10 protein-coding genes and 1 pseudogene are annotated in these 12495 nt (G+C 64.2%); 9 read left to right on the top strand and 2 right to left on the bottom strand.

The features are described 5' to 3' along the window. Position 1: 1 nt before the first annotated feature. Positions 2-1444 (bottom strand): MFS transporter, encoded by a 1443-nt coding sequence (locus ACZY0X_RS30005; RefSeq protein WP_463775598.1) that lies wholly within the window; start codon positions 1442-1444, stop codon positions 2-4. A gap of 151 nt (positions 1445-1595) precedes the next feature. Between ACZY0X_RS30005 and ACZY0X_RS30000 the strand changes: the two are divergent. The 9 genes and pseudogenes from ACZY0X_RS30000 to ACZY0X_RS29960 all read left to right on the top strand — a co-directional run. Beyond that, positions 1596-1751 (top strand): annotated as a pseudogene (locus ACZY0X_RS30000) (IS1380 family transposase); the annotation flags it as partial. A 245-nt stretch (positions 1752-1996) separates the two neighbouring features. Beyond that, complete coding sequence (locus tag ACZY0X_RS29995; protein ID WP_463775651.1) at positions 1997-2422, top strand: MmpS family transport accessory protein; 426 nt, start codon at positions 1997-1999, stop codon at positions 2420-2422. After that, entirely contained in the window at positions 2419-5301 is a 2883-nt protein-coding gene (locus ACZY0X_RS29990) for an MMPL/RND family transporter (RefSeq protein ID WP_463775597.1), read from the top strand. Before ACZY0X_RS29995 ends, ACZY0X_RS29990 begins: the two co-directional genes overlap by 4 nt. Before the next feature lie 385 nt (positions 5302-5686). Continuing rightward, positions 5687-5896 carry a heavy-metal-associated domain-containing protein gene (locus ACZY0X_RS29985; protein WP_463775596.1) on the top strand — a complete coding sequence of 70 codons (210 nt, stop codon included), beginning with the start codon at positions 5687-5689 and terminating at the stop codon, positions 5894-5896. A 1-nt stretch (position 5897) separates the two neighbouring features. Continuing rightward, on the top strand, positions 5898-6866 hold the full coding sequence (locus tag ACZY0X_RS29980; RefSeq protein ID WP_463775650.1) for a hypothetical protein: 969 nt from the start codon (positions 5898-5900) through the stop codon (positions 6864-6866). A 28-nt stretch (positions 6867-6894) separates the two neighbouring features. Beyond that, positions 6895-9192, top strand: a complete 2298-nt coding sequence (locus ACZY0X_RS29975; protein WP_463775594.1) for a heavy metal translocating P-type ATPase — start codon at positions 6895-6897, stop codon at positions 9190-9192. Positions 9193-9542: 350 nt separating this feature from the next. Continuing rightward, positions 9543-10316: a GNAT family N-acetyltransferase gene (locus ACZY0X_RS29970; RefSeq protein ID WP_463775593.1), complete on the top strand. Its 774-nt coding sequence runs from the start codon at positions 9543-9545 to the stop codon at positions 10314-10316. Further along, positions 10250-10756 carry a GNAT family N-acetyltransferase gene (locus ACZY0X_RS29965; protein WP_463775592.1) on the top strand — a complete coding sequence of 169 codons (507 nt, stop codon included), beginning with the start codon at positions 10250-10252 and terminating at the stop codon, positions 10754-10756. Before ACZY0X_RS29970 ends, ACZY0X_RS29965 begins: the two co-directional genes overlap by 67 nt. A 54-nt stretch (positions 10757-10810) precedes the next feature. Next, a complete protein-coding gene (locus tag ACZY0X_RS29960; protein WP_463775591.1) occupies positions 10811-11554 on the top strand; it encodes a class I SAM-dependent methyltransferase in 744 nt (247 codons plus the stop codon). Positions 11555-11568: 14 nt separating this feature from the next. Here the strand turns inward: ACZY0X_RS29960 and ACZY0X_RS29955 are convergent, their stop codons facing one another. Further along, positions 11569-12462, bottom strand: a complete 894-nt coding sequence (locus tag ACZY0X_RS29955) for an AraC family transcriptional regulator (protein ID WP_463775590.1) — start codon at positions 12460-12462, stop codon at positions 11569-11571. Positions 12463-12495 lie beyond the last annotated feature (33 nt).

Raw genomic sequence — 12495 nt, 5'->3', positions numbered from 1 at the left:
TTCAGACGTGCTCTGCAGCGGATTTGCTGCCGGGAACGGGACCTTCAGGCTGCGGCGTGCGGAGGGTCAGTGCAGCGATCACTGCACCCGCCAGCGCGATTAGACCGGCCCCGAGGAAGGCGGACGAGAAGCCGTCGGTGAGCGCGGCCGGGTCGCCGAGCTGGTCCGCGCCGTAGGAAGCGGCGACGGCAGTCATGGCCGCTAGGCCGAGTGCGGAACCGACTTGGTAGCTAGTGTTGACGATCCCTGCCGCGAGGCCACCCTCTTCGGGCCGGGCGGACGAGATGGCAGTTCCGAGCGAGGGGATGAAGGCGAGCGACATACCAAGTGCCGCCACGAGTGACGCGGGCAGCACGTCGGCCCAGAAGTTGCCATCAGGCCGGATGAGGGACAGCCAACCCATGCCGATGGCGAGAATCACCAGGCCGGTCACGATCATGGTCTTGGGTCCGAAACGGTTGATCGCTCGCGGCGCGAGGGCGATCATTCCGATCATGATGAGGAGGGTCATCGGCAGCAGGGCGGCACCGGAGGGGAAGGCGCTGTAGCCGAGAACCTGCTGCAGGTACAGGTTGAGGAAGAACCACATCGGGATCCACGCACCGCCGAGCAGCAGCTGTGCGATGTTGGCCGCACCCAGGTTTGGCGTACGGAAGATGGTCAGGCGCATCAACGGTTCACGACGGGACGCCTGCACTCCGACGAAGATTCCAAGCAGGACGACCGAGATGGCGAGCACGCCCCACGTCTCAACGGAGCCCCATCCGACCTCGGGAGCCCGGACGATGGCGTACACCGCCGCGCCGAGACCTCCGGTGACTGTGAGCGCGCCTGCTACGTCGACGGCGCCCCTCGAACTGGTGCCACCCGCCGGCATGAGTGCTGGCGCGGCGACCAGCGCGAGCACCGCGACCGGAATGTTGATGTAGAAGACCCATGGCCACGACACGTACTCGGTGATCACGCCGCCGAGAAACACACCGGCCGTGCCGCCGGCCGGGGCCGCGGCGCCGTAAAGAGCCAGAGCCTTCGTCAGCTCACGCGGGTTTGAACCGAAGTACATCATCAACAGAGTCAGAGCCGACGGCGCGATGAGAGCCGCGCCAGCGCCTTGCACGGCACGACCGGCGAGTTCGACGCCCACGGTGCCAGCGAGGCCGGCCACCGCAGACCCGACGAGCAGGATGCCCCATCCCACGCTGAACATCCGGCGAGCCCCGAAGAGATCGGACAGACGACCGCCGAGCAAGAGCAGGCCGCCGAAAGCGACCACGTAGGCGTTGAACACCCAGGACAGATTCTCCTGCGAGAAGCCGAGATCTTCCTGCATACGGGGCAATGCGACACCGATGATCGAGGTGTCCATGATGACTATGAACTGAGCTGTGGCGATCAGTGCGAGCGCCCACCAACGCCGGGAGGGGGGAGGTGATGCGACTGACATTTCGTTACCTCGTACCAGTATGGGGTATCTGGTCAACGTTGGCCAGGCACCGAGAGTTTGAACGGGGGCATGTGCTTCGCGTCGACTCGCTCCGTAGCAAGACGATCGCCATACCCTACCAGGGTATGGTTAGCACGCAAGAGGCATCAGGAAATTGGCCACACTGATCGCGGCCATGTGCGCAGGTGCGGACAGTATCGACGGCGCCAGCATTGTGCGCAGCGGACGAATGAAGCCGTTGTTCGGCGGTGCGTGCGCATCCTCGACTATCGGAACACTGTTGCGCGAGTTCCCCTTCGGGCATGCGCTACTCGCTGACCCTGGGATGCGGCCTGGTTTGCACTGCGGCACAACGTCATCGACCCGCTGACGGAAACCAGCAGGGGGGTCCGAGGCTGGACCGTGCGTCCGCGCGACTATCGGGTGTATACGGCATAGGGGTATGGGGTGTAGGCTCCCCGGCAGTTGATCGACAGCTCGGCGAAGGCGGACAGCGCGCCGATTTCTGCAGATGTTTAAGCCGGTATGGCTGACGCTTTGAAGGGACGAAAGATGTTTGGGGTCATGCAGCGGATGTGGATACCGATGGTCGTGGTGGTGGTGGTGGCGATCGCAGTGTTCGCGGTGATTCGGCTGCATGGGGTGGCCGGTTCGACAACGGACGGTCCGAGCGCCATCAGGGATGGATCCGAACCCGTCATTCCCAAAGACGTCATCTATGAGGTGTTCGGTCCCGCGGGAACGACGGGCCAGGCGAACTTCCTCGACGAGCATGCTCAGCCGCAGCACGCGAACTTCACGACATTGCCGTGGTCGTACACGATCTCGACGAAACTGATGTCGGTCTTCGCCAATGTGGTCGCGCAGGGGGACAGCGGCACGCTTGGCTGCCGGATCACCGTCAACGGCGTGGTCCGCGACGAGCAGTCGGTGACCGCCCATAACGCGCAGGTGTTCTGCTTGGTGAAGTCCGCATGAGAACACTCATGGCCGCTGCCAAGCCGTCCCGCGTCGCGTCGGCCATCCGTCGGGTGCCCGGACTGATGATCGTGGCGTGGCTCGTGGCGATGGTGGCGGTGAGTGTCGTTGTGCCGTCGCTCGAAAAGGTGGGGCAAGCGAACTTGGTCTCGCTGGCGTCCCAGGATGCGCCGTCCTACAAGGCGCTCAAGAAGCTGGGCGAAGAGTTCGATCAGTTCGGTTACGACAGCATGGTCATGGTGTTGCTGGAAAGCGATACCGAGCTCGGCGACGAGGCGCGCGACTACTATCGCGGCCTGGTCGCTCAGTTCAAGGATGACCATGAGCACGTCGACCACGTTCAGGACTTCTGGGGCGACCGTGTCACCGCGGGCGGGTCGCAGAGCATGGACGGCAAGGCAGCCTATGTGCTACTGAATATGGTTGGTGACCAGGGGACTACGCCGGCCAAGAAATCTGTCGAGTCGGTCCGCGATATCGTCGATCGAAGCAATCCGCCGCCCGGGCTGAAGGTCTACGTCACCGGTCCGGCCGCGCTCACGATGGACTTGAATTCCGCCGCTGACGAAAGCCAGCTGATGATGACGTTGATCACCTTCGCGATCATCGCTCTCATCCTGTTGGTCATCTATCGCTCCTTCGCGACGATGTTGCTCGTCACGATCACGGTCTTCGTCGAGCTCAGTGCCGCGCGCGGAGTGGTTGCCATCCTCGGGCATTACCAGGTCATGGAACTGTCGAACCTCGCGGTGAACCTGCTGACGATGCTGGGGATCGCGGCAGCTACCGACTACGCAATCTTCTTCCTCGGCCGATACCACGAGGCGCGAGCGGCCGGCCAGGATCGAATTGCGGCGTATTACACGACATATCACAGCGTTTCGCATGTCGTCCTCGGGTCGGGTTTGGCGATTGCGGGTGCGACGCTCTGCCTGACGTTCACCCGGCTGCCGTACTTCGCAGCGGTGGGTATTCCCAACGCCGTGGCCATGCTTGTCATCGTCGCCGCGGCACTCACGCTCACTCCGGCGGTGCTGCTGGTGGGCACCCGCTTCGGGTTGCTCGAATCAAAGCGCAAGCTCAAGACCCGGCGATGGCGCCGGATCGGCACCGCCCTCGTGCGCTGGCCGGGACCGATTCTGGTCGCGACGATGGTTGTCTCGCTGATCGGTCTGGGGGTGCTGCCGTCGTACACGGTCAACTACAACGACCGGTATTACGTCCCAGACAGGATGCCTTCCATTCAGGGCTATCAGGCATCGGACAGGCACTTCTCCAAGGCCAAAATGGACCCGGACATCCTGTTGATCGTGGCCGACCAGGATCTGCGCACCCCCGCCAACATGCTGATCCTGGACAGGATCGCGAAGAACATCCTCCGCGTCGAGGGAATCAACAAGGTACAGAGCATCACCCGGCCCTTGGGGGCGCCGATCGACCACAGTTCGATCCCGTTCCAGGTGAGCATGCAGTCGGTATCGATGACCGAGAACTTGCAGTTCATGAGGGACCGCATGGGCGACATGCTCGAGATGACCGACGAACTCGGTGCGATGATCGCCATCATGGAACGCATGCACGGCCTCATGCAGCAACAGGCCGACATCACCCACGACATGGTCGGCAATGCGAAGGATTTGCAAGCGACTTCCGACGAAATGCGTGATCACATGGCCAATTTCGACGATTTCTGGCGGCCGGTGCGCAATTACCTGTACTGGGAACCGCACTGCGCCAACATCCCGATCTGCTTCTCGGTGCGGTCATTGTTCGACGGCCTTGACGGGATCGACAAGCTCAGCGAGAACATGGCTTCGATGCTGGTCAATATGGAGAAAATGGATGCGCTGATGCCGCAGCTGGTCGCTCAGTTGCCGCCGATGATCGCAATCTCCAAGAACATCCGGTCCACCATGCTGACCATGTACAGCAGCTTCAACGGGATGATCGACCAGATCAGTCGCATGACCGACACAGCGACTGCGATGGGTCAGGCCTTCGACGCCGCGAAGAACGACGACTACTTCTACCTGCCGCCAGAGGCCTTCGACAACCCGGACTTCCAGAAGGGCCTCAAGCTGCTGGTATCACCGGATGGCAAGTCCGCGCAGATGATCATCACGCACGAGGGTGATCCGGCGGGACCTGCGGCGCTCGCCACGACACCGGCGGAGCTGACGGCGGCGAAGGAAGCCATCAAGAGCGCGCCGCTGGAGGGGTCCGAACTGTATCTCGGCGGTACCGCCGCGACGTATCACGACATCGAGGAGTTCACGAAGTACGACCTGATGATCGTCGTGATCGCGGCGCTCAGTCTCATCTTGATCATCATGCTTGCCATGACGAGAAGCATCGTCGCGGCCCTAGTGATCGTCGGAACGATCGCGATCTCGCTGGGTTCGTCGTTCGGGCTCTCGGTGCTCATCTGGCAGCACATTCTCGGCCAGCAGCTGCACTGGTTCGTGCTACCGATCACGGTCATCATCTTGTTGGCCGTGGGATCGGACTACAACCTGCTGCTGGTGTCCCGGTTCAAGGAAGAGCTGCACGCCGGCATGAAAACGTCGATCATCCGCGGGGTCGCCGGTTCCGGGAGCGTGGCCACGCAGGCAGGCCTGGTGTTCGCGATAACCATGGGCTCGATGATCACCAACGACCTGATCGCCATCGGTCAGGTGGGATCCGCGATCTGTCTGGGCCTGTTGTTCGACACCTTCGTGATCCGCGCGTTCATGACCCCGGCGGTTGCAGCGCTGCTGGGTCGCTGGTTCTGGTGGCCGATCAAGGTGCTCCCCACCTCGGTGATCAGTCGGAGGGCCGCCAAACCCGACGATTCCGCCGGCGAGGACACCAGCGAGATCCCGGTTCCGGCCCACTGACCTCGCGCCCGGATTCGGCTTGGGCGCTGGGGATTTGGGTGGGAAGGTCTGGATGGTGGCGCTGCGCCCCGGTCGTGGTTCACGGCCGGGGCGCGGTAATCATCCGCTGCGCCAAAGACCTCGAACTGGTCAAATGGCCATCAGCGCCATACCGGATGAACCGCCCCTGGGGGCCGCGGTCGCAAGCAGATCCTCGAGGGCCGACTCTGCGTGAAACGGTCATCGCGGATCACGCCGTCCCCGTTGCACGCTCGCTTCCAACAGATCTGCGATCGCACAGATTGAAGCGTCGCCAGTTCTTGACGAAATACTCCGTAGGGGTATGGTGTTGTTCGTAATGCCATATACCCCCACAGGGTATAGTGGCGGATGTGAAGGAGAGTCGATGACCACGACCACGTACCAAGTGACCGGAATGTCCTGTGCACATTGCGAGGGCGCGATCACCCAGGAAGTCAGCCAGATCGCAGGCGTCGAGCACATCGACGTCTCCGCAGCCACCGGCATACTCGCGGTGACCAGCGCGGGCGAAATCAGTGACGCTGAGGTTCTGGCTGCCGTCGAGGAAGCCGGTTACTCGGGGGTGCGTGCCTGACATGCGTGCACCCACCAAGCTCGGGTTGTACGTCGTAGGCCTGGTGGCGATCTTCGTCGTCGGCTTCGCCGGAGCCCGCGCATTCATTCCCACGGACGCGTCCGCGTCGTGGACAGAGCAAGCAGAGGCAGCGCAGATGGACCACGGAGCACAACAGCACGCCGACACCACCGGATCGCCATCCTCGGTCGAGATGCCCGGTCTGTCGATCGAACGGAGCGGTTACCAGATCCGCGACGTGGCAGCCCCCGGCGTCGTCGGACAGGACGGCACGCTGTCGTTCCGGTTGACCGGCCCTGGTGGAGCTGCGGTCACCGAGTACGACACCGCCCACGACAAGGACCTGCACCTGATCGTCGTCCGTAGCGACGGCGCCGAGTTCCGGCACGTCCACCCCACCAACGACGGTGACGGCTCGTGGTCGATTCCGTGGCGGTGGAATGCGGCAGGCTCCTATCGGATCTTCGCCGACGCCGTTCCGACGGACCTTGGCAGCAACGTGACGCTGACCTCGACCACGTCGGTCGCCGGCGACTTCGTGCCGAGGCCGCTGCCGCCGGAATCCGCGGTCGCCACGGTCGACGATCTCACCGTCACCCTCGACGGATCGCTCGGCGTCGGTACAAGCTCGACCCTGACGTTCACCGTCACCCGCGCGGGGCAGCCGGTGGATACGCTCGAGCCATATCTTGCCGCCTACGGGCACTTAGTGGCGCTGCGCGTCGGTGACCTCGGGTACCTGCACGTGCACCCGATGGGTGAGCCGGGCGACGGAATCACCCAGCCCGGTCCCGACATCGAGTTCATGGCGGCCGCACCCACCGACGGCACGTACCTGCTGTACCTGGACTTCAAGGTGGACGGACAGGTCCGCACCGCAGAGTTCACGGTCACCGCGGCACCAGCCGCGGCTGCCGGCAATGCCACCGCCGGCTCGCCCGAGCACGGCCACTCCGGCGCCGGTCACTGACCGACAGCACGATGGAAGGACTGATCACATGACGACATCGCCCGCTCAGCCGCAGACGCCGGATGCAGAGAGCATCGAGCTCGACATCAGCGGCATGACCTGTGCGTCATGCGCCATGCGGATCGAGAAGAAGCTCAACAAACTCGACGGCGTCTCGGCGACGGTGAACTACGCCACCGAGAAGGCCCGCGTCAGTACCCCGCCCGGATTCGACACCGCGGTCCTGATTGCCGAGGTCGAGAAGACCGGTTACGGCGCCGCCGTGCCGGCCGCCAAGAACTCAGTGTCGGACGCCGATGAACAGCGCGAGGATCCGGAGCTGACGACCCTGCGCAACCGTCTCATCGGCTCGATCGTGCTGTCGGTGCCGGTGATAGTCCTTGCGATGGCGCCGGCGCTGCAGTTCACCTACTGGCAGTGGGCGTCGCTGGCGCTCGCCGCGCCGGTGATCGTCTGGGCCGCATGGCCGTTCCACAAGGCCGCGTTCGCCAACCTCCGGCACGGCGCTGCCACGATGGACACCCTCATCTCGGTGGGCACCTCCGCGGCCTTCCTGTGGTCGCTGTATGCGCTGTTCTTCGGCACCGCCGGGGTACCCGGGATGACGCACGCGTTCGAGTTCACCATCGCCCCCGGGGACGGGTCCGCCAACATCTATCTGGAGGTCGCCGCCGGCGTCACCACGTTCGTCCTGGCCGGACGCTACTTCGAGAAGCGATCGAAGCGCCAAGCCGGCGCGGCCATGCGGGCACTTCTGGAGTTGGGCGCTAAAGACGTTGCGGTACTGCGCAATGGCGTAGAAACCCGAATCCCAACCGAGGACCTGGCAGTCGGCGACGAGTTCATCGTGCGGCCAGGCGAGAAGATCGCCACCGACGGCGTCATCGTTGACGGGAACTCCGCGGTCGACGCGTCAATGCTGACCGGTGAATCGGTGCCGGTCGAAGTCACCGAAGGCGACACCGTGGTCGGCGCAACCGTGAACGCCGGCGGACGCCTGGTAGTGCGTGCCACCCGGGTCGGATCGGACACGCAGCTCGCGCAGATGGCCAAGCTGGTCGAGGACGCTCAATCCGGCAAGGCCGATGTTCAGCGCTTGGCGGACAAGATCTCCGGTGTCTTCGTGCCAATCGTGATCGGTATCGCAGTCGCCACCCTTGCGGTGTGGCTTGGCGGCGGGTTCGGAATCTCGGCCGCGTTCACCGCTGCGGTCGCAGTGTTGATCATTGCGTGCCCCTGCGCACTCGGCTTGGCGACCCCGACCGCACTCTTGGTCGGGACTGGCCGCGGCGCCCAGCTCGGCATTCTGATCAAGGGCCCCGAGGTGCTGGAATCGACGCGCAAGATCGACACCATCGTGCTCGACAAGACCGGAACGGTCACCACCGGCAAGATGACCCTGCTCGGTGTCACGACCGCCGCTGACACCACCGACGACGAGGTGTTGCGGCTCGCCGGAGCCGTCGAGGACGCATCCGAACACCCGATCGCTCAGGCGATTGCAAAAGGTGCAGCACAGCGGGTTGGCACTCTGCCCACCCCGGAGTCCTTCAAGAACATCGAAGGCAGGGGCGTGCAGGGGATCGTCGACGGGCACCTCGTGGTCGTGGGACGAGCGTCATTGCTCGAGGACTGGTCAATCACAATGAACGCAGACCTGACCGCCGCCAAGGAGGCTGCCGAGAAGGCCGGGCAGACCGCGGTTGTGGTCGCCTGGGACGGAGCCGCCCGCGGCGTGCTGGTGGTCGCCGACGCAGTCAAGGACACCAGCGCCGAAGCCATCGGCCAACTCAAGGCGCTGGGATTGACCCCAGTTCTGTTGACCGGCGACAACCGAACCGTCGCCGAGCAGGTCGCCGAACAGGTCGGGATCGAGCAGGTCATTGCCGAAGTCCTGCCACGGGAAAAGGTCGACGTCGTGACCCGCCTGCAAGCCGAGGGCAAGGTAGTCGCGATGGTCGGCGACGGTGTCAACGACGCCGCCGCACTCGCGCAAGCAGATCTCGGCCTGGCGATGGGCACCGGAACCGACGCTGCAATCGAAGCCGCCGACCTGACCCTGGTGCGCGGCGACCTTCGATCGGCCGCCGACGCAATACGGCTGGCACGCAAGACATTGTCGACAATCAAGGTCAACCTGTTCTGGGCGTTCGCCTACAACGTCGCCGCGATCCCACTGGCCGCGCTCGGGCTACTCAACCCGATGCTCGCCGGCGCCGCGATGGCGTTCTCGAGCGTCTTCGTCGTCAGCAATAGCCTGCGGCTGCGAACCTTCCGTTCCGGCACAGACAGCACCCCCAACCTCGACACGCGGCAGTTCGGCTGATATTCACAATGATCCGCGGGGGTTGCGATGTGAGCTCTCCGCTGCCAGCCAGGCTGAACACAAAACCAGTTGCCATGCTTCCGGTTCTTGTCAACACTTGGAGCAACAACAGATTTGGATAGCAAGCGTCGGATCTAGAGGTTGTACCCAACCGGGCATGAACGAGGCGAACGAGTCCATGGTCGTTGAAACACGGCGGTCTGCGGCCACTGTCGCGGCGGGTCGATGCGCCTGCCGAGGTGCTGCTGATGGACTCTGCTTCGGTGCCGGGCCCGGCGAGCGGAGTTGGTTGCATCGCCTCGGATTTGGGGCCGACCCACGGCTTCCACCTCAAACTTCCTAGGAGACTCGTGCCCGAATTCTCGCCGGTCGTAGCCGACTGCTGGCTTGCGCCGTTCACCGGAGACGTGTTGCACGGCGACGAACGCTTGTCGATCTTCGTGAACCCCAGCCTCGACGACGACGAGCGGGTCACCGTCTTGTGGACGGCAGCTGATGATCGCGTTTCGATCGCGCTTACCCCTGCTGTAGCTGGCGCGATCGCCCTCCGTTCTAGCCCTGCTGAAACTCTGTCCGAGACTGGAATCCGCGCAGCGCTGGCCGCGGAGAACATCGTCTTGCACGGCGCCGACAACATCTTCTGCCTGACCGAATCTGCGGAGGTCAAGCTGCTCGCAGAGACCGACGGTCCCGGTGTCCGCCAGCTCACTGACGACGACGCCGATGTGTTCGCCTCATTCGAAGCCGGGACGTCCGAGCAGGACCGTGATGACGCAAGCGTTGAACTAGATCACTGGGCAGTCTTCGGCGTGTTCGACGAGGAGGGTCATCTCGTCAGCGCGGCCAGCATGTATCCATGGGACGACGAGTCCACGATGGTCGATCTCGGAGTCCTCACCCGCACGTCCGCCCGAGGCCGCGGATACGCCAGCAAGGTGGTACGCGCCATGTTTCGCTACGCGCTCGCTCACGGCCACGAACCGCAGTTCCGATGCCAGCTCGACAACACTGCCTCGGTCAATCTAGCGGCGAGTCTGGGTCTGCACCTGTTCGGCAGATGGGAGGTCATCACCCCCGACGGCCGACATCCGGACGGTACGCAGACGTCGAGGAATTCGCGTTGACCGTTCGGCGGTTCTCACGCGCGGACTGGGACTGGTATCGCGAGTGGTTCGCTGATCGTGAGCTCGATCGTCGGCTTGGGCCGATAGATGAGGAATGGCTCGCGCACGTGCTGGAGGAGCGTGACGGTGTGCAGCTTGTTGTCGAGCAGCGTGGCCATCCAGTCGCAGTGGTGGGGTGTGTGTGGGGCGCACCTGCGATGGGCCACGCGATCACCGATCTTGCAGTGGCTCCGCTCCAGCGCCGACAAGGCTTCGGTTCAGTGGCTGTGGATATGACGACTCGGTGGCCGGGGCATCCGCCCACGAACTTCTGGTGTGCGTACGTTGAGTTGGACAATGAGCCCGCGTTCGGTTTCTTCACCTCTCGCGGATGGTCCTATCTGGGTGTTGACGATGGGATGCATGGGTTCCGGCGAGACCCTGTTGACGTGACGCATTGAAGGCGCGGAAAACCCGTTGAAACGGTTGCACCCACGTGGGTACAGTCCCGCCGTGTGTCCGATGCGATCTATGCGAATCCACGACTAGCGCCGCTCTACGACGAGTTCGAGGACAACCGCGCCGACCTCCTTGCCTATGTGGCGTTTGCCGAGGCGCTCAACGCCGAGCTGGTTCTCGACATCGGATGTGGGACTGGCACTCTCGCTGTACTGCTCGCGCGCTCCGGTCGTACGGTGGTGGCCGTCGATCCAGCCCAGGCGTCTTTGGAGGTCGCAAAGACGAAAAGCGCGCCACCGGGAATCACCTGGCTGCACGGGCATGCTGCGGACGTACCTGAAATCAGTGCCGACCTCGCGGTGATGACCGGAAATGTGGCCCAGGCGTTGGTTACCGACCACGAGTGGACCACGACGCTGGCATCCGCACACCGAGCGTTGCGCCCTGGCGGTCATTTCGTGTTCGAAACCAGGCGTCCCGCCCGCCGCGCGTGGCAGGACTGGGCCGCCGACACTGAGACCGAGATACGCGATATCGCCGGAATCGGACGGGTTGCACGTCGTTTCGAGGTCACGGCAATACAGTCTCCGGTCGTGTCGTTCCGATACACGTACACGTTTGGCTCCGGCGGCGATGTTCTGGTGTCGGAGTCGACGCTGCGGTTTCGTGAGCGCGAGGACGTCGAGGCGGATTTGATCACCCATGGGTTCCGCGTCCACGAAGTCCGTGACGCCCCCGACCGTCCCGGCGAAGAGTTCGTGTTCATCGCCGAGAAGATCAGCGGGAGTCAGCTGGCGTAGTAGTCGGCGCGGGGTCAGACGTCGACGCGTAACCGCGACGCGTCCCGGCCCGGTGGGGCGCCGAACAGGCGGCGGTACTCACGGTTGAACTGCGACGGACTGTCATAGCCCACCTCGTGGCCGACGGTGGCGACGTCACTGCGCTGGGCCAGCAGCAGTGAACGGGCGTGCTGTAGCCGGATGCGCTTCTGAAACTGCAGGGGCGTCATGGCCGTGACCGCGCGGAAGTGGCGATGGAAGGCCGACGTGCTCAGCCCGGCCAGCTGCGCCAGGTCATCGATGCGCACCGGTTCCGCGTAGTTGTCCCGGACCCACGTGATCGCCCGGCTGACATGAGACAGGTTGCTGTCCGCCAGTCCGATGGCGCGCAGCGCCGCACCCTGCGGTCCGGTGAGCGTCCGCCACAGGATCTCGCGCTGCACCAGCGGTGCCAGCACGGCGGCGTCTGCGGGGTTGTCGAGTAGTCGCAGCATGCGGACAACGGCGTCGAGCAGGTCCGCCCCGGCGTCGCCGGTGCTGATGGCCGACGCGTCGTCCGACCTGGCCCGTGATCCCGCTGGCGCCTGCAGGATCAGCTCGGCGACGTCCGCAGGTCGCAGGACCAGACCGAGACCGAGGGACGGCGACTCTGCGCTGGTGTCGATGTGGTGGCCAGTGACCGGAACTGTCGCGGTGACCACCAGGCACTGACCGGCGCGGTACTCGTAGGTCCGATCGCCGAGCAGCAGACGCTTTCCGCCCTGGGCCATCACGACCAGCAGTGGCTCGGTCAGCGTGTAGTCGGGGGTGACGGCGTCGGTGGTGACCCTCGACAGCAGCAGGCCGTCGACGGCGGTGCGCATGTCCGGCCGCGCGTGTGCGGAGATGCGGTGGCGAATCTCGTCGAGTAAGTCGGTGCGGGATTGCATGGATCCACGGAAGCACCCGGGACGGCGAACGGC

This window comes from Mycobacterium sp. IDUB_39 (assembly GCF_055419205.1).
This window is presented reverse-complemented; position numbering and strand designations above follow the sequence as displayed.

What these genes read in the sequence shown, in the direction of transcription:
- ACZY0X_RS30005 (WP_463775598.1), bottom strand. Translation starts at nt 1,444, where the DNA reads ATGTCAGTCGCATCACCTCCCCCCTCCCGGCGTTGGTGGGCGCTCGCA.
- ACZY0X_RS29995 (WP_463775651.1), top strand. Translation starts at nt 1,997, where the DNA reads ATGTTTGGGGTCATGCAGCGGATGTGGATACCGATGGTCGTGGTGGTG.
- ACZY0X_RS29990 (WP_463775597.1), top strand. Translation starts at nt 2,419, where the DNA reads ATGAGAACACTCATGGCCGCTGCCAAGCCGTCCCGCGTCGCGTCGGCC.
- ACZY0X_RS29985 (WP_463775596.1), top strand. Translation starts at nt 5,687, where the DNA reads ATGACCACGACCACGTACCAAGTGACCGGAATGTCCTGTGCACATTGC.
- ACZY0X_RS29980 (WP_463775650.1), top strand. Translation starts at nt 5,898, where the DNA reads ATGCGTGCACCCACCAAGCTCGGGTTGTACGTCGTAGGCCTGGTGGCG.
- ACZY0X_RS29975 (WP_463775594.1), top strand. Translation starts at nt 6,895, where the DNA reads ATGACGACATCGCCCGCTCAGCCGCAGACGCCGGATGCAGAGAGCATC.
- ACZY0X_RS29965 (WP_463775592.1), top strand. Translation starts at nt 10,250, where the DNA reads ATGGGAGGTCATCACCCCCGACGGCCGACATCCGGACGGTACGCAGAC.
- ACZY0X_RS29955 (WP_463775590.1), bottom strand. Translation starts at nt 12,462, where the DNA reads ATGCAATCCCGCACCGACTTACTCGACGAGATTCGCCACCGCATCTCC.